Annotated in this window: 17 protein-coding genes; 4 read left to right on the top strand and 13 right to left on the bottom strand. The window is 65.9% G+C overall.

Translation table 11 applies throughout. The features are described from left to right. Positions 1 to 9 precede the first annotated feature (9 nt). Positions 10 to 750 (top strand): metallophosphoesterase family protein, encoded by a 741-nt coding sequence (locus CIT39_RS00415; RefSeq protein ID WP_094976075.1) that lies wholly within the window; start codon positions 10 to 12, stop codon positions 748 to 750. A gap of 108 nt (positions 751 to 858) precedes the next feature. Here CIT39_RS00415 and CIT39_RS00410 read toward each other — a convergent pair whose 3' ends face one another. The 12 genes from CIT39_RS00410 to ubiE all read right to left on the bottom strand — a co-directional run bounded on the left by CIT39_RS00410 (position 859) and on the right by ubiE (position 19,037). After that, on the bottom strand, positions 859 to 1,866 hold the full coding sequence (locus CIT39_RS00410; RefSeq protein WP_094976076.1) for an ATP-dependent DNA ligase: 1,008 nt from the start codon (positions 1,864 to 1,866) through the stop codon (positions 859 to 861). A gap of 144 nt (positions 1,867 to 2,010) precedes the next feature. Continuing rightward, positions 2,011 to 2,331, bottom strand: coding sequence for a thioredoxin (trxA, locus tag CIT39_RS00405; RefSeq protein WP_094976077.1), 321 nt, complete (start codon positions 2,329 to 2,331; stop codon positions 2,011 to 2,013). A gap of 67 nt (positions 2,332 to 2,398) precedes the next feature. Continuing rightward, a complete protein-coding gene (gene addA / locus CIT39_RS00400) occupies positions 2,399 to 5,908 on the bottom strand; it encodes a double-strand break repair helicase AddA (RefSeq protein ID WP_162308825.1) in 3,510 nt (1,169 codons plus the stop codon). Next, positions 5,902 to 9,048, bottom strand: a complete 3,147-nt coding sequence (addB, locus tag CIT39_RS00395; protein WP_094976079.1) for a double-strand break repair protein AddB — start codon at positions 9,046 to 9,048, stop codon at positions 5,902 to 5,904. Before addB ends, addA begins: the two co-directional genes overlap by 7 nt. Positions 9,049 to 9,266: 218 nt before the next feature. After that, entirely contained in the window at positions 9,267 to 9,989 is a 723-nt protein-coding gene (locus CIT39_RS00390) for a nucleotidyltransferase family protein (protein WP_094976080.1), read from the bottom strand. A 117-nt stretch (positions 9,990 to 10,106) separates the two neighbouring features. Continuing rightward, entirely contained in the window at positions 10,107 to 10,424 is a 318-nt protein-coding gene (locus CIT39_RS00385) for a PilZ domain-containing protein (RefSeq protein WP_091962288.1), read from the bottom strand. 85 nt (positions 10,425 to 10,509) lie between these two features. After that, positions 10,510 to 12,042 (bottom strand): tRNA (adenosine(37)-N6)-threonylcarbamoyltransferase complex ATPase subunit type 1 TsaE, encoded by a 1,533-nt coding sequence (gene tsaE / locus CIT39_RS00380; protein ID WP_094976081.1) that lies wholly within the window; start codon positions 12,040 to 12,042, stop codon positions 10,510 to 10,512. Beyond that, positions 12,039 to 14,543 carry a sensor histidine kinase gene (locus tag CIT39_RS00375; RefSeq protein WP_094976082.1) on the bottom strand — a complete coding sequence of 835 codons (2,505 nt, stop codon included), beginning with the start codon at positions 14,541 to 14,543 and terminating at the stop codon, positions 12,039 to 12,041. The genes tsaE and CIT39_RS00375 overlap by 4 nt, the downstream gene beginning before the upstream one ends. Before the next feature lie 191 nt (positions 14,544 to 14,734). Then, positions 14,735 to 15,193 (bottom strand): dUTP diphosphatase, encoded by a 459-nt coding sequence (gene dut, locus CIT39_RS00370; protein WP_094976083.1) that lies wholly within the window; start codon positions 15,191 to 15,193, stop codon positions 14,735 to 14,737. Next, positions 15,190 to 16,638, bottom strand: a complete 1,449-nt coding sequence (gene coaBC / locus CIT39_RS00365; protein ID WP_094976084.1) for a bifunctional phosphopantothenoylcysteine decarboxylase/phosphopantothenate--cysteine ligase CoaBC — start codon at positions 16,636 to 16,638, stop codon at positions 15,190 to 15,192. The genes dut and coaBC overlap by 4 nt, the downstream gene beginning before the upstream one ends. Positions 16,639 to 16,704: 66 nt before the next feature. Then, a complete protein-coding gene (gene ubiB / locus CIT39_RS00360) occupies positions 16,705 to 18,279 on the bottom strand; it encodes a 2-polyprenylphenol 6-hydroxylase (protein ID WP_094976085.1) in 1,575 nt (524 codons plus the stop codon). Next, on the bottom strand, positions 18,276 to 19,037 hold the full coding sequence (gene ubiE / locus CIT39_RS00355; RefSeq protein ID WP_094976086.1) for a bifunctional demethylmenaquinone methyltransferase/2-methoxy-6-polyprenyl-1,4-benzoquinol methylase UbiE: 762 nt from the start codon (positions 19,035 to 19,037) through the stop codon (positions 18,276 to 18,278). Before ubiE ends, ubiB begins: the two co-directional genes overlap by 4 nt. A gap of 81 nt (positions 19,038 to 19,118) precedes the next feature. Between ubiE and mutM the strand changes: the two genes are divergently transcribed. After that, entirely contained in the window at positions 19,119 to 20,018 is a 900-nt protein-coding gene (gene mutM, locus CIT39_RS00350) for a bifunctional DNA-formamidopyrimidine glycosylase/DNA-(apurinic or apyrimidinic site) lyase (RefSeq protein ID WP_094976087.1), read from the top strand. A 136-nt stretch (positions 20,019 to 20,154) separates the two neighbouring features. Here the strand turns inward: mutM and CIT39_RS00345 are convergent, their stop codons facing one another. Next, entirely contained in the window at positions 20,155 to 20,898 is a 744-nt protein-coding gene (locus CIT39_RS00345) for a ParA family protein (protein WP_094976088.1), read from the bottom strand. Between the two features lie 241 nt (positions 20,899 to 21,139). Between CIT39_RS00345 and ggt the strand changes: the two genes are divergently transcribed. Together ggt and CIT39_RS00335 are read left to right on the top strand one after the other, a co-directional pair. After that, positions 21,140 to 22,819, top strand: a complete 1,680-nt coding sequence (gene ggt / locus CIT39_RS00340; RefSeq protein ID WP_094976089.1) for a gamma-glutamyltransferase — start codon at positions 21,140 to 21,142, stop codon at positions 22,817 to 22,819. Positions 22,820 to 22,984: 165 nt separating this feature from the next. Then, positions 22,985 to 24,100, top strand: coding sequence for a sensor histidine kinase (locus CIT39_RS00335; RefSeq protein ID WP_244607491.1), 1,116 nt, complete (start codon positions 22,985 to 22,987; stop codon positions 24,098 to 24,100). Positions 24,101 to 24,178: the final 78 nt, after the last annotated feature.

The following is a 24,178-nucleotide window of genomic DNA, read 5'->3' as shown; positions in this document are numbered from 1 at the left end:
AGACCGCCAATGCGCTTCGCTGCCATCGCCGACGTCCACGGGAACTACCTCGCGCTGGAGGCGGTGCTCGCAGACATCCGCGCGCTTGATATCACCGACATCGTCAATCTCGGCGACATGCTGAGCGGCCCGCTCGATGCGCGTCGCACCGTCGAGATGCTGATGCGGCTCGACGCCGTGCACGTGCTCGGCAACCATGACCGCTATCTCCTCGACCGGCCGCCGGAGAAAATGGGCTCGTGGGATCGCCCCGCCTACGACGCGCTCGACGCCGTGCAGCTGGACTGGCTGCGCGCCCAGCCGATGATTCGGGTGTTTCGCGAGCAGGTGTTCCTCTGCCACGCGACGCCCGATAACGACGAGGTCTACTGGCTCGATACCGTGCATCCCGACGGCACGGTGGCACTATCGCCGCTCGACCGCATCGGGCAATTCGCGCAAAGCATCTCGCAATCCCTGATCCTGTGCGCCCACACCCATCTCGCCCGCGCCGTGCGGCTTCGCGATGGCCGGCTGATCGTCAATCCCGGCAGCGTCGGCAGCCCCGGCTATCGCGACAAGCATCCGTATCCGCATGTCGTCGAAGCCGGCACGCCGCACGCGCGTTATGCGATCCTCGAACTTGCCGACGGTGCCTGGCAGGTGACGTTCCGAAATGTTGCGTATGATCACGAGGCGATGGCGGCGCTGGCGCGGCGCAATGGTCAGCCGGAGCTGGCTAATGCGCTGGCAACGGGATGGATCGAGTAGGCGTCTTTCGCTTGGTATCCCGGATGGAGCGCAGCGCAATCCGGGGCTGCTATTGCTTGGGGCGAGAATCCCGGATTGCGCTGCGCTCCATCCGGGCTACGAATTTGCCTACTTCAGCAGCTTCATCGGATCGGCCACCTTCTGCTTCAGCTGATCGAAGCCGCATTGCCGCGGTGCCTTGTCGGGGCGCCAGCGCAGGATCGAGGTGCCGTGGCGAAAACGCTCGCCGCTGAAATGATCGTAGCAGACCTCGATCACCAGCTTCGGCTTGAGCGGGCACCATTTGGCCGAACGCTCGGTCGACCAGCGGCTCGGTCCGCCCGGCGCGTTGCCGGTGAAGCCGGGCTCGCCGTTCAGCGCCTCCAGCCGATCGGTCAGCGCCGGCTTCTCGTTCGCCTTGATCGCCGAGGTGAATCCGACATGGTGCAGCAGGCCGCCATCGTCGTAGAGCCCGAGCAGCAGCGAGCCAACCACCTTTCGACCGTCCAGCTTGTTGGTCGCGTAGCGGAAGCCGCCGACCACGCAATCGGCGCTGCGAAATTTCTTGATCTTCTGCATGCCGTCGCGATTTCCGGCCTGATAGGGCAGGTCGATCCGCTTGGCGATGACGCCGTCCGAGCCGCCGCCGGACTGAGCCAGCCATCTTTTCGCGGTAGGGTAGCTCGTCGTTGCCGGTGAGAGATGGAAGCTGCTGCCCTTCAGATTGGCCTTCGCAAAAGCCTCCAGCGCCGGCCGCCGTTCGCCGAGTGGCCTCTCGGCAAGCTGCTTCTGTTTTGCCGTCGCGAGCAGATCGAAGACGAGGTAAAGGGCCGGCGTTTCCTGCGAGAGCTTTTTCACGCGGCTCGCGGCAGGATGAATCCGTTGCAGCAACGCGTCGAAGGAAAAGCTTTTGCCGTGCGGAACCACGATCTCGCCGTCGAGCGTGAAACGATCGGCTTTCAGCTTCAGCGCGGCAGCGACGATCTCGGGGAAATAGCGCGTGAGGTCCTCGCCGGATTTTGAGCGCAGGTCAATGTGGCTGCCGTCGCGCGACAGCAGGCAGCGAAAGCCATCCCATTTCGGCTCGTACTGCCATTCCTTGCCGCGTGGAATCGCGTCGACCGACCGCGCCTCCATCGCAACGAGGGATGTCGATTTGCGCGCGCGCTTTGCGGGAGGAGCAGGCAAGGTCTGGGACTCGTCATACGCTGGACACGTCCCATCAACGCAAAACGGCCGGCTTTCGCCGGCCGTTGTCGAAAATAAACTTGCGAGAGGCGATCAAACCGCCGACGTGATCCACTGCTGCAGCTTCGCCTTCGGCGCCGCGCCGACCTGGCGGGAGGCCATCTCACCGCCCTTGAAGATCATCAGGGTGGGGATCGACATCACGCCATACTTCGAGGCGGTCTTCGGGCTCTCGTCGACGTTGAGCTTCACGATCTTGACCTTGTTGCCCATCGCGCCGGCGATCTCGTCGAGGGCGGGCGCGATCATGCGGCAGGGACCGCACCACTCAGCCCAGAAATCGACGACGACGGGGCCGTCCGCCTTGAGCACTTCGGCTTCGAAATCGGTGTCAGAAACCTTGCCAACGGCCATGGGAGTACCTCGTTCGGTTGAAAGAATCGGCGCGAATGGGAATCGCGCCCGGGATCATGCCGTCAACCTATGAACGGCCCCTTGCCGGGTCAAGGACGCTCACAGCGAGATGAAGGGATGCCAGCGCCGCGTCCAGCGCGGGGGCTGAAATCTCCATATATTCAAGGGCCTCGGTCCAGAGCAGGACGGCCCTGACAGGCTTTTGGGGATAAAGCCGCGCCAGCACCGCCCGGTACAGCGCAAGCTGCCGGACGTAGGCCGCGGGCGCCTCGGCCGCGCTTTTGGGCGCGGCCTGGTTGGTCTTGAAATCGACGATCAAAACCTCATCCGGACGGACGACCAGTCGGTCGATCTGCCCCGACACCAGCGCCGGTGCCCGGCCCGGCCGCTCCAGCCGGCCGGCGATGGCGACCTCCGCCCGGCTGCCGGCGGCAAAGACCGGCGCAAAGCGCGGTTCGGTGATCAAGGCCAGTACCTTGTCGGCCAAAGCGGCGCGATCGGCTTCCGGCCAGTCCGCGGCGTTGCGCGTCATGAAGCCGAGCGCGGCCTCGCGCCGGCGTTCCGCGGCGATATCGGGCAAGGATTGCAGCAGACGGTGCACCAGCGTGCCGCGTTGCAACGCGAGAGCGCGCGACTGCACTGATTCGCCTGTCCGCACGCTGCGGCCATCCTCGGCCGACTGACCGGAGGGACGCACCAGATCGTCGTCAACGGTCTCGCTCGGCGCCGGTGTTCGCAGCCACGCCGGCAGCGCGACCGCCTGATCCACAATCGCCGCCGGGATACCCTGCACGGCGACATCCTCCGGCCGGGCGAATCGGGTCACCTTGCCGAGCGGCGTCTCGATCACCTGCTTGTCCAGGCCCGAGCCTTTGAGCCCGGTGTCGACCAAATCGTACCAGCTCAGCTTGCGAACCGTCTTCATGTTGCCGGGCATGCAGCCGCCGACGATCAGGCGGTCGGCCGCACGTGTCATCGCGACGTAGAGCAGACGGCGATATTCGTCCTCGGTCTCCTCGAGCATGGCCTTGCGCGCGTCGGCGACGGGCTTGGGGTCGTCGGCCTTGCGGCCGGCCCAGACCACGACCTCGCCGCCATTGCCGCGCGGCACGTGGATCAGCCAGACCCGCTGCGAATCCGCCGGCGACGACGTGGTGTCGACCATGAACACGACCGAAGCTTCCAGCCCCTTGGCGCCGTGCACGGTCATCACCCGCACCTCGTCGCGCGAGATTTCCATGTCGCGCTTCACCTCGGTGTCGGCCGAGCGCAGCCAGGCCATGAAGCCTTGCAGCGAGGCCGGCGCCTTGCGCTCACAGCTGAGCGCCAGTTCGAGGAATTCGTCGAGTGCGTCGTTGGCCTCATGGCCGAGCCGTCGCAGGATGCGTGCACGCCCGCCGTCGCCCCCCAACAGCCAGGCGTAGAAGGCGAACGGCGTCTCCTCGCGCGCACGGGTCTCGCAGGCCTCCAGACGCCGCAGCACGGAAGCGAACTTCTCGCTCCCGGCCGCATGCTCGCCGAGTGCGCGGCGCAGCGAGCCCTTGCGCTCATGGGCCAATTGAAACAGGTCGTCGTCATCGAGGCCGAACAGCGGGCTCTTCAGCGCGACCGCCAGCGCGAGATCGTCCTGCGGCAGCAGCAGTGCGTCCGCAAGATTCATCAGGTCGATGATCGCGATATGCTCGGTCAACTTGAGCCGGTCGGCGCCGGCCACGGGAACGCCAGCATGCTTCAGCGCCTGGATCACCGCGTCGAACGCATTGCCGCGCCGTCGCACCAGGATCAGCATGTCGCCGTAACGCAGCGGCCGGCGCTCGCCCTCATGCCCGGTCAGGGTGCCGCTCTCGACCAACCGCTTGATCTCGGTCTGGATGCGGCGGGCGAGCTTGACCTCGGGGCTGGTGACCGCAACACCGTCGAACGGCGCGCGCCAGCCCTCGATGTCCTGCCGATCGTCGGCTTCCGCGAGATCCCAGAGCTCGACGACGCTTGGACCAGCATCGCTGAGCGAGTTGTGCAAGGGATGGCCGACGTCGATCGAATGAATGCTCTTGTAGATCGTGGGTTCGCGGAAGACGTGGTCGACCGAATGCAGGATCGCAGCACCCGAACGGAACGAGTAGGTGAAGGCGACGGGGTCGAACTTCAGCCCGGCAGCCCTGAATTTGCGATCCAGTTCTCGCTTACGTTTGTCGAATTCGTGCGGGTCAGCGCCCTGGAACGAGAAGATCGACTGTTTCTCGTCGCCGACCGCGAAGACGGTGCGGTTCAGCCCGTCGCGCGCGCCTTCGCCGGCCGTGAATTCGGAGATGATGTGCGCGACGATGTCCCATTGCCGCGGGCTGGTGTCCTGAGCTTCGTCGATCAGGACGTGATCGACGCCGCGGTCGAGCTTGTAATGCACCCAGCCTGAAGACACACGGTTCAGCATCGCCAGCGTCTTGTCGATGAGGTCATCGTAGTCCAGCAGGCCGCGCTCTTGCTTCTCGCGGCGATAGTTCGCAGCCGCCGCGGTCGCGATGTGCAGCAGCGCCGCGGTGCGGTCGCGCATGGTCACGGCGCGGCGCTTCTCGATCAATCCGGCGAGGCGCTGCGCCTCGTTCTCGAACAGGCGGGCGACGGACGGGTTGTGCTCGCCAAACTTCTTGGTCAGAACGGCCTTGCGCGGCAGCTTTTCGTCGGTAAGGAAAACGCAGAGATAGGCATCGACCTGCGCACTGCCGGAAAAGACCTTGGCCTCGCGAAGGCGGGAGGCCTGATCATTGTCCGACTTGCTGCCGTCCTCCAGCGCAAAGGCGATGTCCTCCCAGCGCGAGCGCGGCAGGTAGGGACCATCGAGAATGTCCGTCTCGACGTCCTCGATGCGGTCGCTCGCATCAACGCCCAGCGCCGCCGCCATCTGCGCAGCAGCCGCTTCGGCGTTGCCGGCCTCATCCGTCCAGGCCATGAAATGATCGCGGCTGAGACAGGCTTCGCGCACGACCTCCTTGAAGGTGACGTCGGCGGCGCTCGCCATCGCGGTCAGCAAGGCGCGGCCGGTGACGCTGTCGGGAGCGCGCGCGGCCTCCAGCAGCACCTTCAGATTGGCGCGCTCCATCATGTCGGTCTGGTCGCGCTCGTCGATCACGGCAAAGCGCGCGGGCACGTTGGCCTCGAACGGAAACTGCTGCAGCAGGCGCGTGCACAGTGCGTGGATGGTCTGCACCTTCAGCCCGCCCGGTGTTTCCAGCGCGCAGGCGAACAGTTTTCGCGCGTCACGGCGAATTTTCGCGCTGGGATGCGGGATGCCGACTGCGCGGATCGCTGCTTCGAGCCCGGTATCGTCCAGCGTCACCCAATGTCCCAGCGTGGTGAACACGCGCTCGGCCATGTTGGCGGCGGCCGCCTTGGTGAAGGTGATGCAGAGGATCTTTTCCGGCGGCACGCCCGATAGCAGCAGGCGGATCACCCGCTGCACCAGCACATGCGTCTTGCCCGAGCCGGCATTGGCGGACACAAACGCCGACGCAGTCGGATCGGATGCACGCGCCTGCCGCGCGCGCACCTCGTCAGGAATGGGGCGTGGCAGCTTCACCATTCCTCGATCCCCAGGCCGCCGGCCGCCGACCATTCCTTGATCCGGGCGAGATCGTCATAAGTGCCGTAGCGGTTGGTCCACATCGGCAGGTTCAGCGAGGTGTAGGGCTGGTTCTCGTCGTCGAAGGCGCGGATCAGCGCCTCCAGTTTGGCGCGCGCTTCGGCGGCCGCTGTGTCCGGCGGCTGCGGCTCGTCACCCTGCTTGTACTTGAGCTCGAGGATGCGTTCCTCCCCCGGCGGATTGTTACCGCTCAGGCGGACGTACACGAGCTGGCTCACCGAGGCGCCCGCGTGGATATCGGGGAAGCCGCCCTCGCGCAGGATCGCGGCCTCCAGCGTGAGCTGCGGCGACAGGCCCATGCGAACCTGCTTGCCGGTCGGCGGCTGTCCGGTCTTGTAGTCGAGGATGGCATAGCCGCCGCCCCGGCGCCGCTCGATGCGATCGGCGCGCGCCGAAAGACGGAAGCTGCGTTCGCTGTCGAGCGGGATCGAGATCTCACCGCGGGTCTCCGCCGTGATCGCCTCGATTGCATCGCGGCGCACCGTCTCCCATTCGCCGAACCAGCGCGCGATGCGCTGGAAGCGTGGCCACCACAGCGCGCGCGCCTCGGGCCGCTCCATCAGCGGCGCAAAATATTTTTCGCCGATCGCGCGCAGCACGCGTGCGGGATCGGCGGGCAGATGCGCGGCATAGGTTTCCGTGAACTCGCCGAGCGCATCGTGGATCGCCGAGCCGCGGTCGGCGGCCGACAGCGGCATGTCGACGGGATCGAGCGCGTCGAGTCGCAGGATGTGTTTGGCGTAGATCGTGTAGGGATCGCGCAGCCAGTCCTCGATTGCGGTGACCGACATCCTGAGCGGCCGGGTCGCCCGCGGCGGCCGCGGCTCGGGCTGCTTGATCGGCCTGACCTCGTCCGGCTGGTCCAGCGCGCCCGCGAACTGCACATATTTCTCGCCGGCGCGAACGGCCGCCTTCCAACGATCGTCGCCCGCAACCGCCTCGAGCCGATGCAGGAAGCGCGAAGCCACCGCCGGCGCGCCGCCGGCCTTGGCGGAATGGGTGAGGATCACCTCGCCACCGCCAAGCAGCTGGGCGAAGTCGTGTGCGGAGAGGCCGATGCGGCGCTCCGGAAGATCGAGACCAAGCTCGTGCCGCATCGGCCGGCTCAGCCAGGGATCGATGCGCGGCGCCGGCGGCCAGACGCCTTCGATCAGCCCGCCGACGATGATGCGGTCGGCCTGCATCAGGCGCGATTCCAGCGGTCCGTAAATCTGCAGCCGCGCACCTGGCTTGTCGCGCCGTCGCACCGCGCGGTCGCTGAACGCGGTCTGGAAGACGTCGGGATAGTCCGGCAGCGTCACCATCAAGCCGCTGGTGGTGCCGCCGCGCAGGAGATCGTCGAAGGCGCCGGCAAGCGCAAGGCCTTCGCGCTCCTCGAAGGCCAGCGGAAGGCCCTGCTCGTCGCGCGACAGCTCGATCATGATCTCGCGGTGCCGGTGCGCGAGCTCGGCGAAGTCGAATGGCTTTGACGATGCGAGGCTCTCGATCGGCACCAGCGCCTTCTGCAAAGTGTCGATCAGTGCCTGGATGCGATCGAGATCTTCGGCCTTGAGACGCGCACGGGGCTCGGCCTTGTGGAGCGCGGAGACCTCGTTGCGCCACAGCTTGGCCAGCTCCTCGCGAAAACGGTTGAATTCGCGCAAGAGGCCAGCCGCGCAGGCAGGCGGGCGCGTGCCGCGCAGGACTGCAAGCTCGAGGTCCTCGATCGCCGCCTTCCATGCGCCAGGCAGCCGGCCAAGTCGGCACAGCGGATGCTTCAGCATCGCCAGCAGCGTCGGCGGCACCAACCCCTTGGTCGCGGCTTCCGCTACGAGGCGCGCAAAGACGCCGGCAGAGGTTTCCATCAACACGTCGCCGCCGGAATCGTCGAACGCCAGATCCCAGCGCGTGAGTGCGGCCATCACCCGCCGCGCCAGCGCGCGGTCGGGCGTCACCAGCGCCGCCGATTTGTCGAGATGCCGTGCCTCGCGCATCGCAATGGCAATAGCGAGCGCTTCCATCTCAGGGTTGGGAGCTTCGACGACGGCGAGATTCTTCATGCCGCCCGCGATCTTTGCGGCGACATCCGGCTGCTTCAGCCGGTCGTGCCAGACTTCTGTCTTGGCGGAGGGCCGCATCGACTCGGATGCGAGCAGATCGCGGCCGCCGGCTGCCGGCGGCCGGATGATCTCGACGTCACTGCGCTTGATGCCGAAACGATCCAGCAGCGCGTTCAGGGCATATTGCGGATGGTTCGAGGCCGGATGCTCCGCGAACTTGCCGAGCGAATCACGCACACCGCCAATGCTGCGCCAGGCGTCGTCGTCGAGATCGGTGTCGAGGCCCGGCAGCACCACGGCGCCGTGCGGCAGCGAGGCGACTGCGTGCAGGAATTTTGCGGTCGCCGGCATCGAGCCGGTCGAACCCGCCGCGATCACGGGGCCGGTCGGATGTGCGGTCAGCCGTTTGGCTTCCGCTGCGATCAGGAGATCGCGCCGCGCCGCGGGCTCGATCCGATTGATCTCGGCGAGATGACCGGGCCAGGCGATGCGGGCGATACGCAGGAATTCGAGCGAGTGCTGCCAGTAGCGGTCGAGGTTATCAGGCACCAAGCCGTCGAGCGCGCTCCAGTCGACGCCGCGCGTCACCATGTCGTCGATCAGCCGCGCGAGGTCGGCTGCGAGAGCCAGCGTCGAAGCGGGCCCGCCGACCACCAGCGGCGACAGCACCGGACCCTTGGCCCAGGCCGCGACCAGTTGTGCCAGCGTCAGCCGTCGTTCGAGCTCGCCAAGCCGCGGCGGAATGTCGAGCGGCGTCGCGCCGGAGAACTGCTCGCCTTCATCGGCGAAAGCGAGCTCGTCCTCGTCGATGTCGCCGAGCGCGACGATGCGCGGCAGCACCACCGCGTCCGCCTTCATCTCGTCGAGGAAGATCTCGCGGACCACGCGCATCGCGCGCCGTGTCGGCAGATACAGCGTGGCATCGGCCAGCCGCGCCGGTTCCTTGCGCGCCTCGAATCCCTCGACCAGCCGGCCGTCGAGCAGAGCCGTGACGACCGTGCGCAGAAAGGGAACTGAGATGGGGACGCTGAAGACGCGCATGAGCTGCCTGATTCGGGATCAGGCGCCAATATAGGGACGCGGACTCAAATGGATATGGGTGCAGGGAGATCTTCCCCGCTGTTCGCCGGGCTAGAACAGGTGCTGTAGGGTGGGCAAAGGCGTACTTGCGCCGTGCCCACCATGGCTGCCGCGAGTTTCAGCTTAGATGGTGGGCGCGCTTCGCTTCGCCCACCCTACGGCACTGGGTTCGAGGCGAGTTACGCTACGCTCTCCAGGAACGCCTCTTCCGCGGCGTGGACCGCGTCGGGCGTGCCGACATGCATCCAGACGCCGTCGAGGCGGAGGCCGAACAGCCGCTCCTGCTCGCCCGCACGGTCGAACATCTTCGTCAGCGAGAACTCACCCTGCGGCGCGCCTTCGAAGATCGACGGCGACAGGATCGCGGCGCCGGCATAGACGAACGGAACGACTTCCTTTTCCTTGCGCTTGCGCAGGGCGCCGTCGGGCAACATGCCGTAATCGCCGCGCCCGCTATAGCCGATGCTGGTCGCGGTCGGCGCCATCAGCAGCAGGATGTCCATGCGCGCGGGGTCGAAGTTTTCAGCGAGCCGCGTCAAATTGGAGCGCACCCCGTCGATCCACAGCGTGTCGGAATTGACGTGGTAGAACGGTGCACCGCCGAGCAGCGGCAACGCCTTGACCACGCCGCCGCCGGTGCCGAGCACCTGGTCGCGCTCGTCTGAAATCGTCACGCGCGGAAGCTGGCGCGTTGCGACGTGGTCGATGATCTGATCCGGCAGGTAATGCACGTTGACCACGGCCTCGGTCACGCCGGCCTGGCCGAGCTTGTCGAGCACGTGGTCGAGCAGCGGCTGGCCGGCCACCGGCACCATCGGCTTCGGCATCTTGTCCGTCAACGGACGCATGCGCAGGCCGAACCCTGCGGCGAGCACCATGGCTTTGGTCGGTTTGACGGACATCCTTCGCTTTCCAGACCTTTCACGTTCGCGGCAATCTTAACACGAGGTTCGATCAGCCGCACCGCATCTCAATCGCCTTAACTACCCGCCGTGACGGTTGTACGACGGGTGCTGCCGTCATGCCCCGACGGCTGTGGAACGCGCCTTTTTCTTCTTGTCGCCGACTTTCAGGAAATTGACGCCGATCTGGTCGCCATTGACCCAGGCCAGTTCGCAGCGCCGGTACGCGAGTCCAGTGGACGACAGCAGCAGAAAGAACTCTTTCAAATGGAGGCCCTCCACCGAGCCGTCGATGGTCAGCTTGGCGCCGGTCTCGGAGACGTCCTCCATGGTGCAGTCGCGCCGCCAGGTGCCGTCGATCCCCATCATCTGGGCCGAGATCCCGCGCTCGAAAACAACCCGGCTATTGCCGCGCTGGTCCGTCTTTACCGCCATCTGACCTCCAGCCCCGTATTTATCCGGCTGCCTCGCCGCCAGAATACCGGCGTCTTGGCTAACAGCTGGTAAACCGGCCCCCGAATCAGGCCTTTGGCGGACTTTGGGGCGCCGGCACGTTGGCGAGATACCAGTCGCGCAAAGGGCTCAGCGCGGGATGTGCCAGCGAGCGCTGGAGATAGGTCCAGATCCGCGGCTGGTGACGCAAATAATGCGGCTTACCGTCGCGGCGGTTGAGGCGGGCGAAGGTGCCGAGCAGGCGCGTGTTCCGCTGTGCCGACATGATGGCATAGAGCTCGGCGAAGCCGGCCGGATCGAAGCCGGCATCGGCGGCGCGCCGGGCCTTGATGTAGCGCGACAGCAGCGTCAGCTCGACGGTCTCGGGCACGTCGATGCGGCCGTCCTGAAGCAGCGAAACCACGTCGTAGGATTGCGGACCGAGCACGGCGTCCTGAAAATCGATCACGCCGACGCGCGCGATTCCCGTGCGATCCCCAAGCCAGATCAGATTGGGCGAGTGATAGTCGCGGATGATCCACGTCTTCGGCGCGGACTGTGGCTTCTTCAGCAGCTCGCGCCACATCGCGAAAAATTCCGAGCGCGCCGCCGCGCTCAGCGGCGCGTTTCGATCGGGCAGGTACCATTCCGGCATCAGGCCGATCTCGATCAGCAGCGCCTCGGTATCGAAGACAGGTATGGCGTAGGTCTGATCCGCCAGCGGTAGTGTTTCCGGCAGCGTCTTACCGTGGAGTGCGGCCAGCACATCGGTCGCGGCCTCGTAGCGCTCGGCGATCGGGCGTGGCGGGTCGCCTTCGACCACGCTTTCGCTGCCGAAATCCTCGGTGATCAGGAAGCCATGGTCGAGGTCGGAATGGTAAATCGCCGGCGCCGAGATGCCCTGCGCACGCAGGCCTTCGTCGATGGCGACGAAGGGCTTTACATTCTCGGCGAGATGTACCGCGGCGCTGTAGGATTTTCCGTTGTACGTCGCGGCCCCATCCGGGCGCTGCGGAAAGTTCATGAGGATGACGATCTCGTCGTCGCGCGAGAGCCGCGCATAGGATCGGGTCGAGGCATCGCCGGCCATGCGCCGACGCGTCGACTCCAGATAGCCGGACGCATCGAGGAATTCGCGCAGCGCCTGCAGCCGCGCGACGGTGGCGGCGCTCTTGCCGTAACCGGTGATGTCGGCCGCGCGCGCGTTCGAGCCCAGTGCGGGGCGATGCGTCAGCGAAATGTCGATGCGATCCTGCGGCATCGCCGACGGCGCACGCTCCGGCCATTCGATCAGGACGAGCGTTGCATCGGGCAGCGGTGACAGCCCGATCTCCTCGAGTTCGCTCTCGTCCTCGACGCGGTAGAGATCGGCGTGCACCACCGGGAACGGCGGCAGCTCGTAGCCCTGCACCAGCGTAAAGGTCGGGCTCGGCACTTCCATCGTCTCGTCGCCGGCGAGGTAGCGGATGAGCGCGCGGGCGGCCGCGGTCTTGCCGGCGCCGAGATCGCCGGTGAGCGTGACGACATCGCCGGGGCCGACCAGCAGCGCGAGGTCGGCCATCAATTGCGCGGTGGCCGTCTCGTTGTGAAGCGCGACGGAGAATGTGGTGGGCGCGCTCATTCGGCGGCGTCGCGATGCGCCGCCTGGTCGGTCGGGAAGTCACAGATCACGACCGTGCCCCGGCCGACGATCGAATCAACCCGCACGTTGCCGCCATGCAGCTCGACGAAGGAGCGCACCAGTGACAGGCCGAGCCCGGCGCCGCGGTGACGCGAGCCCTGCGAGCGGCTTTCGAACCAGTTGAACACCTTGTCCTTCATGTCGGCAGGTATTCCAGGCCCTGAATCTGTCACGGTGAAGACCACGCTGCGTTCGGTGCGCCGCGCGCTGATCCCGACGGTGGAATCCTGTGGAGAAAACCCGACGGCGTTGGCGAGGAGGTTATAGAGCACCTGCACCACGCGCTTCTCGTCGCCGGAGAAGCTGCCGATATCGGGCGCGATCTCGACCTTGAGACGGATGCGGTCGGTGGCGAGCCGGTCCTGGATGCCCTCGGCGGCGAGCTCGATGGCCTTGCTGACGTCGACCGGTCCGAGTTCCAGCTTCATGGCGCCGGCGTCGATGGTGGCGAGATCGAGGATGTTGTTGGTCAGCGCGAGCAGCGCGTTGGTCGATTTGGTGACGTAGTCGAGATATTCGGCCTGTTTCGGCGTCAGCGGCCCGGTCGAGGGATCGCTGAGGAAATGCGCGAAGCCGATGATGGTTGTGAGCGGCGAGCGCAGCTCGTAGGAGACGTGGTGGACGAAATCCACCTTCATCTGGTCGGCAGCCTCCAGCGCCTCGTTGCGCTCGCGCAGCGCGCGCTCGACGTTCTCGGTGTCGGTGATGTCCTGGAACGTCAGCATGGTGGCGCCGTCATGCAGCGGGCGAATCATGCCGTCGAGCACGCTGCCGTCCTTGCGTTCCAGCTTCAGCGGCACGTCGGCGCGGCTCTCGATCGAGGTGACGGCCTCGCGGATCTGGCGCCAGACCGCGGGGTCGTCGAACAACTGGTGGCACCAGCCTTCCACCGTCTGGATGTGCGGTTCGTCGCGCATGGCATCGCTCGACAACTTCCACATCCGGACGAAGGCCGGATTGAACAATTGCGCCTTGCCGTTGCTGCCGAACACCGCGACGCCCTCGGCGAGGCTGTCCAGCGTCTCGCGCTGGACGCGGATCATGCCGTCGAAGCGGCGGGCGAGCTCGAGGCTCTCGGTGACGTCGTCGAACAGATAGGTGACGCCGCCTTCCGGGTTCGGCGTGGTGACGACCGACAGCGCGCGGCCGTCGGGCAGGTACCAGGTGTCCTTGGTGGTCTCGACCGCGCGATAGGCCTCGTGCAGCTTGGATTTCCAGGCGCGGAAGTCGGGCTGCTCCGGCAGTTTTCGCGCAGCACGGAGCTGATCCAGCACGCTGGAATCATCAGGATTGGCGTCGAGGAAGGTGCGGTCGAGGTCCCACAGCCGGCGGTAGGAATCGTTGTAGAAGGCGAGCCGGCGCTGGCCGTCGAACACGGCAACGCCGGAGGAGAGCTGGTCGAGCGTACGGCGATGCGCCTCCGCCATCCGCACCAGCGCCGAGCTGAGCGCATCCGCCTCGCTGGCGTCGATGGCGACGCCGACGCTGCCGCTGCCGACATTGACCGCGCGCACGTCGTAGATTCGGCGCTCGCCGCGGACCACGATCGGCAGCCGCGCATTGAAATTGGCGGCGTCCTTCAGTCCCCGCTCCATCGCGGTGCGGTCGGCGCTGTCGAGCAGCTCGAGCTTGCGCTCCTGCGCATCGGTGACGTTGTTCGCCTCGGTGGCACGGACATAGGCCGGGTTGGCGTAGGTCAGCGCGCCGTTCTCGCCCTTGGCCCAGATCGGCCAGGGTGCGTTGGCGGCGAAGCCGCGCAGCATCTCGGTCTCGTCGGAAAGCGCGTTGTAGCGCAGATTGGTCTCGGCCAGATCGCGGCGGAGCCCCGAGAGTTCGCGAATCCGGACAATGGCCTGGCCGCCGATGGCGCGGCCGATGGCTTCGAGCGTGTGGCCATGCGCGGTCGTCAGTGTCAGCTGGAACCCGTCGCCGCGGTCACGCAGCGCGTCGACGGCATGATCCATCTGGAGCGCGGGTTCCGGCGGCAGCCAGGTTCCGAAGGCGAGCACGCGTTGCGGCGAGGAGTCGCGCGGCAGCACCAGCGAGACGTCGCCGGAGATCTGCGCGCGGTTGTCGCCGGCGGGCCAGGAGATAAGGATTTGCGGCTCGGCGAACAGCAGCGCGCCGAAGCGGTCAGCCTGGAGCTGGAGTTCCCCAATTCGGGCACGCAGCCGCGCCTCGTTCTTCGCCGTGCGCACGCGCGTGCGCATCAACAGGATCGCGGCCATCACCGAGAAGCCGAGCAAGGCCAGCGCGGTGGCGAGCACCGCGAGTTCCTGCCGGTTGAAATCCAGCATGATGGAGAGGGTGTCGATGAGGTCGGCCGCCTCGGCCGGCGCAGCCGGCAGCAGCGCTGCAAGAGCGCCTCCCAACAAGCCGTTGCGCACGAGCGATGTGCACGACAGCAGCGTCCGACGCATCGACACGATCACGCCTGACATAGTTGCCCCAAGACCGCACGAATTTACACGCGGCGACCCCCGTCGCGTGCGAATCAAACGACAATACCCTCACCGTGACTCCGCCGGTAAGAGTCCAGATCGTGAACGCAAAGGCGGCCCCAAAAAAATGCCGGGCGAGGGGTTCCAACTCACGCAGGTCTTCGGGATGATTCGGCTGGAGCTGTGGGGCGTTAGCGGCCGGTCGAGCCGAAGCCGCCGGCGCCGCGGTCGGTCGCGGATAACGTCGCCACCGGAACCAGCGCGGCCTGCACGACGGGCGCGATCACCATCTGGGCGATGCGCTCGCCGCGCTTGATCGCGAACGGCGCCGCGCCGTGGTTGATCAGGATCACCTTGATCTCGCCGCGATAATCCGCGTCGATCGTGCCCGGCGAGTTCAGCACGGTGACGCCGTGCTTGGCGGCAAGCCCCGAACGCGGCCGTACCTGCGCCTCGTGTCCGGATGGCAGTGCGATCGCAAGGCCGGTCGGCACCAGCGCATATTGACCGGGGGCGAGCGTCATCGGCGCGCCCTCAGGCACCGCGGCCATCAGATCGAGCCCTGCGGCGTCAGCCGTTTGATAGGCCGGCAGCGCCAGGCCTTCGGCGTGGGCCAGTTGCTGCAGTTCGACGGTGACCTCAGTGCTCAAGATACGGACTCCCGGGATTTGCCGGTCACGCTCTTGGCGACATGCGCGACCAGCTCGATGGCGACCTGTTCCTTGGTCATCACCGGCCAGGAATCAACTGTGATCTCGCCGTTCCTCTCAGCATTCTTGCTGATGAGGTGCACGGTGTTGCGGTCGCCGCCCATCACGCCGGTGGCGGGCGAGACGTCATTGGCGACGATCCAGTCGCAGCCCTTGCGGGCAAGTTTTGACTTGGCGTTGTCGATCAGGTGCTCGGTCTCGGCGGCAAAGCCGATCACCAGCGGCGGGCGCTGGTCGGTCAGCTTCGAAATGGTGGCGAGGATGTCGGGGTTCTCGACCAGCTGAAGCGGCGGCATGCTGCCTGCGGTCTTCTTCAGCTTCTGCTCGCCTTCGCTCGCAACGCGCCAGTCGGCGACGGCGGCGGCGAAGATCGCGATGTCGGCGGGAAGCGCGGCCTGCACCTGCTCCAGCATCTGGCGCGCAGATTCGACGTGCTTGACCGTGACGCCCTGGGGATCGTCGAGATCGACCGGGCCGCTCACCAGAATCACCTCGGCACCGGCGGCCTGGGCCGCGGCGGCAATGGCAAAGCCCTGCTTGCCCGAGGAGCGGTTGGCAATGTAGCGCACCGGATCGATCGGCTCGTGGGTGGGGCCGGCGGTGATCAACACGCGCTTGCCGGCGAGCGGGCGCGGCACCGGCGGCCGCAGCAGACGCTCGGCGGCCGCGGCGATCTCGATCGCCTCGGACATGCGGCCGATGCCGGCCTCGCCCGCTTCCGCCATCTCGCCGGAATTGGGCCCGATCAGCACCACTCCGTCGCGCTGCAGCTGCGCGACGTTGCGCCGCGTCGCCGCATTGCCCCACATCAACGGGTTCATTGCCGGTGCCAGCAGCACCTTGCGGTTGGTCGCGAGCAGGATCGCGCTGGCGAGATCGTCGGCATGGCCGTTCGCCATCTTCGCCATCAGGTCGGCAGTCGCGGGCGCCACCACGATCAGGTCGCAGTCGCGCGCGAGCCTGATATGGCCGGCGTCGAACTCGCTCTGGGGGTCGAACAGGTCGGTATAGACACGCTCATGCGACAGCGCGCTCACCGCCAGCGGTGTGACGAATTGCTGGGCCGCCTTGGTCAGGACGCAGCGGACCTCGATGCGGCGCTCCTTCAGCCTGCGGATCAGGTCAAGCGATTTATAGGCCGCGATGCCGCCGCCGATGATCAGGGTGACGCTGGCCTCGGGAAGGGCGCCGGTGCGCTGGAGAGTGGGGACGGAGGATGCCGCAGGCGGTGCTGCAAAGGGCGTCAGCGGCTCCTCGCGGCCCTCGATCAGCTCCCGCAGGATGACCCGGACCTCTTCCTCGACCGACCTGCGGTTCTTGGCCGAGCGCAGCCGAAGATAGGTTTTGACGTGTTCGTCGAGCTTGCGGATGGTCAGGCTTGCCACAGCGCCACTCCAGCGTGGATGATGGCGATGCTATCATTCACACGATTGCAATGCAATCATCGGCAATCATAGATTTCTGACGGCGATCAGGATCCCGATGAAGGTCGCGGCGATGATCCAGAGCGCGACGGTGCGCCAGCGGTTCTTGCGGCCCTCGCTGCGGCCCATCGCGGCGATGCTCTCGGGCGACAGCCGGATACCCTCGCGCGTCATGGTCTCGAGCTGTTCCAGCACCTTCACCGACCGTTCGGCGATCTCAGGCAGGCGCATCAGCACGCGTGCGATGTCGCCGGTTCCGGCGAGCGCGCCCTGCACCCGACCGAGCGGTCCGAGATTACGCTCGATCCATTCGCGCACCACGGGGTCGGCGATCTTCCAGATGTCGAGCTTGGGATCGAAGCCGCGCGCGACGCCCTCGACCACCACCATGGTCTTCTGCAGCAGGATCAACTCGGGCCGCGTGGTCATGTCGAACAGGCCGGTGACCTCGAGCAGCAGCGTCAAGAGCCGCGCCATCGAGATCTCTTCCGCCGTGCGGTTGTGGATCGGCTCGCCGATGGCGCGGATGGCTTGCGCGAAATTCTCGACCGAGTGATGCGCGGGCACGTAGCCCGCCTCGAAATGCACTTCCGCGACGCGTCGATAGTCGCGGGTGATGAAGCCGAGCAGGATCTCCGCGAGGAATCTCCGCTCCTTCATGCCGAGCCGGCCCATGATGCCGAAATCGACCGCGACGAGTCGTCCTGCGTCATCCAGGAACAGATTGCCCGGATGCATGTCGGCGTGGAAGAAGCCGTCGCGCAGCGCGTGCCGCAGGAAGCTCTGGATCACCTTGCGGCCGAGATCGGGCAGGTCGACCTGTGATTCCGCCAGGCGCTTGTGATCGTTCAGCGCGATGCCGTCGATCCACTCCATCGTCAGCACGTTGTGCGTGGTGCGGTCCCAGTCGACATCAGGCACGCGGAAATCAGGATCGTCGCGCGTGTTCTCCGCCATCTCGGACAGCGCGGCTGCTTCCAGCCGCAGGTCCATCTCCATGGCGACCGAGCGCGACATGGTGTTGATGACCTCGATGAGGCGCAGCCGGCGCGCTTCCGCCGAATAGGTCTCGGCCTTGTGTGCGACGAAGAAGAAGTCGGAGAGATCGCGGCGGAAGCGTGCGGCCACGTTGGGCCTGAGCACCTTGACCGCGACCGATTTTTGGATCCCGTCGTGCAAGACTTCGCCGCGATGCACCTGCGCGATCGAGGCGGCCGCGACGGGGGGGCCGAAGCTGACAAACACGTCTTTCAGCGGCCGCTCCAGCGAGGTCGCGATCGTGGCTTCCGCTTCGTGCTGCGGAAACGGCGGCAGGCGGTCCTGGAGACTTTCGAGGTCGCGCGCCATGATCACGCCGACGACGTCGGGACGTGTGGCCAGGAATTGTCCGAGCTTGAGATAAGCGGGGCCCATCCGCGTCAGCGCGCGCGCGATCCGCGGGCCGTGCTTGACGCCACGTCGTTCGATCAGGCGCGCCAGCTTCAGCGCGAGCTGTCCCGGCGGCGGCACCAGGCTCGGATCGACCGAGCCAAACACGCCCTCGCGGGCAAACACGAACGCGGCGCGGATCAGGCGCGAAATGTGGGTGAAGGCAGAGATCACAAACGCCAGCCCGAATGCAGTGCGACGATTCCGCCGGACAATGTCTGCCAGCTGACGCGGGCGAAGCCGGCGTCGCGGATCATGTCGGCGAAGGCGTTGGGTTTCGGAAACTTGCGGATGGACTCGACGAGATATTGGTAGGACTCGGCATCGCCCGTGATCATGCGGCCGAGCGGCGGGATCACCTTGAACGAGAACAGGTCGTAGATCCGGTCGAGCCCGGGCATCTCGACGGTGGAGAATTCCAGGCACAGGAAGCGGCTGCCGGGCTTGAGCACGCGATGGGCCTCGCGCAGCGCGAGATCAATCCGGGGCACGTTGCGAATGCCGAAAGCGATCGTATATGCGTCGAAGCTGCGATCGGCAAAGGCGAGCGCCTCGGCGTTGCCTTCGACGAAATCGACCCGGGTTTCGAGATGGCGCTTCGCGGCGCGCTCGCGGCCCACGGCCAGCATGTCGGTGTTGATGTCGCAGACGGTGGCATGGAAGCCCGCGCCTGCGGCCTTGGCGGCGCGGAACGAAATGTCGCCGGTGCCACCGGCCACGTCGAGCAGCGCGAACGGCCGGTCGCCCCTCGGCGGGTCGAGCGCCGTGATCATGATGTCCTTCCAGACCCGGTGCAGGCCACCGGACATCAAATCGTTCATCAAATCATAGCGCGACGCCACGCTGTGAAACACATCGTTCACCAGCGTCTGCTTGTCCCCCAGGGGAACGTCCCTGAAGCCGAAATGCGTGGTTTCGCCCGGCCGATCCATTACTCTACTCCACTGGGCGAACCATAGCGCGCCCGCCGCAATGGCGCTATCACACCGCCCTCATAAGGTGAATGCCTGACCATGCCTGAATTGCCCGAAGTCGAGACCGTCCGCCGCGGCCTTCAGCCGGTGATGGAGGGCGCGAAAATCCTGGTCGCGGAGGCCCGCCGGCCGGATCTGCGCTTTCCGTTCCAGCCGGATTTCGTGGCGCGGCTGCAGGGGCAGGTCGTCACGGGGCTCGGCCGCCGTGCAAAATATCTCATGGCCGATCTCGCCTCCGGCGACGTGCTCTTGATGCATCTGGGCATGTCGGGCTCATTCCGCGTCATCAAGCCGGATAACGAGGCCGCGCCCGGCGAGTTTCACTATCCGAAGGGCAAGAATTCCACGCACGACCACGTGCTGTTTCGGATGTCCTCCGGCGCCGACATCGTCTTCAACGATCCGCGGCGCTTCGGTTACATGAAAGTGATCGCACGCAACGCGCTCGAAGATGAGCCGCTGCTGCGCGACCTCGGTCCCGAGCCGCTCGGCAACGAATTCGACGCCGCGATGCTGGCGCGCTCCTGCGAAGGCAAGACCACGAGCCTGAAGGCCGCGCTGCTCGACCAGCGCGTGGTCGCCGGGCTCGGCAACATCTATGTCTGCGAAGCCCTGCATCGCTCGCATCTGTCGCCGCGCCGGATCGCCGCGACGCTCGCGACCAAGGGTCGCAAGGGTGTTGGCGGCGGCGAGCCGACCGATCATGCGAAGCGGCTGGTGAGTGCGATCCACACCGTGCTGAACGACGCCATCAAGGCCGGTGGCTCGTCCTTGCGCGACCATCGCCAGACCTCGGGTGAGCTCGGCTATTTCCAGCATTCGTTCAAGGTCTACGACCGCGAGGGCGAGACCTGCAAGACGCCGGGGTGCGGCGGCACCGTCAAGCGGTTCACGCAGAATGGCCGATCGACGTTCTGGTGTCCGAAATGTCAGAAGTGACGTAGTCCGTAGACCGGATGGAGCTTCCGAAAAACGCGAAGCGAAGCAATCCGGCGGGGCTGGTGGCCGGATTGCTTCGTCGCTGAGGCCCTTCCGGATGGTGAAGGGCCGACTGCCGTCAGAGCGATTGCCCCGCTCAGGACGTCAGTGTCGTGGTCTCGTCCGCCGCCTGCTCGGCGGCGATATGCAGCATGCTGTCTGCGGCCGAGATGACCTGGTCGATCAGCACATTGGTGGTGGCTTCGAGATCGAGCCGGGTTTCGATCCAGCGCCAGAGGCTGCGGATCTCGTCCGCCGACTTGCCGTTCGGCGCGAATTCGCTCACCGCGAGGCCGCTCGCGAGCGAATCCTGGTGGTCGTTGCGCATCACGATCAGCGGGCGCGCCAGCACGTCCGAAAGATCGAGCGCGGCTTCCTCGCCGAGGGTGTTGGCGGCATTGTCGATGCGCTGGCCGCGGATCGGCGTCTGGTTGAGCACGAAGCTGTAGGGCCGCTTCCAGGCGCGCGCGACGCTGAGCGTTGAGATTGTCGCCTCGATGTCGGCAACGCTGGGGCGGGCTGGGATCAGGCAGAGATCGGAATGGCGGATCGCAGCGGTGGTCGCGGCGCTGAGGCCGGCGGCGGTGTCGACGATCGCAAGCTGCAGGCCGCTGTCAGCCAGCATTTTCAGGCGCGGCTCGATATCGGCGGCATGATAGATCGGCTCGACGACGACGTCGTCGTTGTTGCGGCGGCGCAGCCAGTTGGACAGGGTGCCCTGCGGGTCGGTTTCGATCAGGCGGACGGTGAAGCCGGCCTGCTTGGCCGCCAGCGCGAGGCCGATGGCGAGCGTGCTCTTGCCGCTGCCACCCTTTTGGGTGGCCAGTACGATCGTGTGCATTTGAAGATCAATCCTTTGGAGTGCTGGGTCTCGGGATAACGCCACGCGAACGCGCATCGCTCTCGATGCTGAGCTCTTCTCGCTCAGGACGTGCCTTGCCCGATCCAAAGGGGGACCGCGGATGTCCGAATCAACGCTGACAATGATGGCAGAATCGGGAATGCCAGCTAATCCGTACCATTACTGGACCCGTAATCGTGCGTGTGGTGTGCTCGCCGCCGTGAATAGAGGGACGAGCGGCATGAGCGGAAACTGGCGCGACCGGACGGCGACGACTTTTGACTGCCAGAAGATGCCGGCGGTCTCAAGCCGCGGCATGGTGGTCAGCAACCACCCGCTGGCCTCCAGCGCCGGCGCCGAGATGTTGGCCGCCGGCGGCAACGCCGTCGACGCCGCGATCGCCACCCTGTTCACGCTGACCGTGGTCGAGCCGATGATGGTCGGCATCATCGGCGGCGGCATGGCGCATATCAGGCTCGCCGACGGCAGCCATCGCTTCATCGACGGCCAGAGCACCGTGCCCGCAGCGGTGCGCGATACCAGCTACACGTCCAAGCCGGGCTCGGCGCATGACGTGTTCGACACCGTCGGCAACGAGAATCTCAACGGTCCGAAAGCCGTTGCCACGCCGGGCTCGCTGAAGGCCTGGTGCGAGACGCTGCGCCGGTTCGGTACGATGAGTCTCTCCGACGTCATGCAGCCTGCCATCAAGCACGCGGCGCGCGGCTATGCGGCGACCCCCTATTTGCACGAGTGCATCAGCGAGAGCGCCGCCGAAATGCGCAAGGACAGGCCGATCGCGGCGATCTTCCTCCCTGATGGCGGGCCGCTGAAGGTCGGCGAGCGCGTGGTGCAGGCCGAATATGCCGAGACCTTGCGCTACATCGCCGATCACGGTGAGACCGCTCTCTACGAAGGGCTGCTCGGCGACATCCTCGCCGACTACATGGAGAAGACCGGCGGCTTCATCCGTCGCAATGACCTCACCAGCTACAAGACCGTCGAGCGGCAGCCGATCCGTGCCGACTATCGTGGTTGGACCATCCTTGGCCCGCCGCCGCCCGCGGCCTCCGGCGTGCACATTGCGCAGATGCTGAACATCCTGGAGGGCTATGACATCGGCGGCCTGGGCTTCGGCACATCCGAGACGATTCATTACCTCGCCGAGGTCCTGAAGATCGCCTTCGCCGATCGTGCCGCGGCCAGCGGCGATCCTGACTATGTCGGCGTGCCCGTGGAGCAGCTGACCTCGAAGGCCTATGCCAAGGAGCGCCGCCGTGCCATCGATCCGGCGCGGGCGCAGGCCTGGGGCGCCGGTGTGTCGCCGCTCGAAGGCGCACACACCACGCATATGACGGCGGCGGATGCGTTCGGCAACGTGGTCGCGACCACGCAGACCATCAACAATCTGTTCGGCGCCAAGATCATGATCCCGGGGCTTGGCGCCATCGCCAACAACTACATGAATCTTTTCGATCCGCGTCCCGGCCATGCGCTGTCGCTGGCGCCGGGCAAGCGTGTGACGACCTCGATGTCGCCGATGATGGCGATGCGCGACGGCAAGCTGCGCTATGCGCTCGGCCTGCCCGGCGGCAAGCGTATCTTCCCGAGCGCGATGCAGGCACTGGTCAATTTGATCGACCACGGCATGACCTTGCAGGAAGCTGTCGAGGCGCCGCGGGTCTGGACCGAGGGCAACGCGCTTGAGGTCGAGCAGTCAATTCCCGAGGCTGTGCGCGCGAAACTCGCGGGGCTCGGCCACAAGGTGCAGCCGGTTGCGACTGTCGCCGGCGGCATGAACGGCATTGCGTTCGATGACGACGGTACCATGACTGGCGCGGCCTGCTGGCGCGCGGACGGCACGCCGATTGGGATCTCGGGTGGCCTTGCGCGCAGCGGCGTGCGGTTCAGGCTGAGTTAGTCGTTATTCCAAGACCGCCCTGGCGGTTTTTGGACTTCATTGGCAATTTTTGGACAGTGGCATTCGCTGGTTTCCGCAAGATGTCGCATGTTCGGCCTGGCCGGAGGCGGATGACGACATAAGTCGTGCACGGTATGATACGGAACTCCGACGACGAGATTGGCGGTGTTCGGTAAGGTTGTGCGTATGGGTGCAGATGAAGTCAGCCACTTCCTGGCCGAGGGCGGCGAGATGGGCGCTTTGACGCGCGCGCTCGACTGGTCGAAGACGCCGGTGGGCTCCCCGGAAACCTGGCCTCAAAGTCTTCGGGTGACGGTGCGGCTCGTTCTGACGTCGCGCCACCCGATGTTCATCTGGTGGGGGCCAGACCTCATCCAGTTCTACAACGACGCCTACCGGGAGACGATGGGGCCTGAAAGGCATCCAAGCGCCCTGGGAGCGCGGGGCCGCGAGTGTTGGGCTGAGATCTGGGACGTCATTGGTCCTCAGATCGAGCACGTCATGGCCGGCAAGGGCGCGACATGGAATGAGGACCAGCTGGTACCGGTGACGCGTCACGGCCGCCGCGAGGACGTTTGGTGGACGTATAGCTTTGGTCCGATCGATTTCGAGGGCAAGGTGGGCGGCGTGCTTGTGGTTTGCAAGGATGTCACGTCCGAGCATAGGGCGAGAGAAGCACTGGCCCTCATCAACGAAGAGCTGAAGCATCGCGTCAAGAATACCCTTGCGGTCCTGAGCGCGGTGGCCGCCCAGACATTTCGCGAGCCATCGAGCAAAGCCGATCTCGAAAAGTACCAGGCACGACTAGGCGCGTTCGGGCGCGCGCATGACCTGTTGACCGCAGGAAACTGGGCTGCCGCTCCCCTTCGGGATGTGATCGACACTGCGCTCACCCCTTATCGGACAAGCGAAGGCCGCTTCACGGTTTCGGGGCCGCCACTTGTCGTCAAGTCCCGACAGGCGCTCGGTCTGTCCCTGGCGATTCACGAACTCGCGACCAACGCTTTGAAGTATGGCGCTCTGACTGTGGCGAGCGGCCGGGTGTCGATTACCTGGACGGCGGGGGATCAGGGCGGAGAGCCAAAGTTCGTTTTCATCTGGCAGGAATTTGGTGGTCCAATGGCATCGAAGCCCTCCCGTGTGGGCTTTGGCTCACGTCTCATTTCCCGGGTGCTGGAAGACGATTTCGGAGGTCCCGTCGACGTTTCCTATGACGCGACCGGTCTCGTCTGCCGCCTGACAGCTCCCCTTGAAAATCTGGTACCTTCTCCAAAAGCCTGACGAGGCAAAGCGGAAGCAGCATGGCTTCGCGGCGCGACATGTCCTAACCGCACGCATCGAGACAGAAGAGGAAGCGCG

The organism is Bradyrhizobium symbiodeficiens (genome assembly GCF_002266465.3).
GTDB lineage: Bacteria > Pseudomonadota > Alphaproteobacteria > Rhizobiales > Xanthobacteraceae > Bradyrhizobium > Bradyrhizobium symbiodeficiens.
The sequence above is the reverse complement of the archived record's forward strand: the minus strand, read 5'-3'. Positions and strand labels throughout refer to the sequence as shown.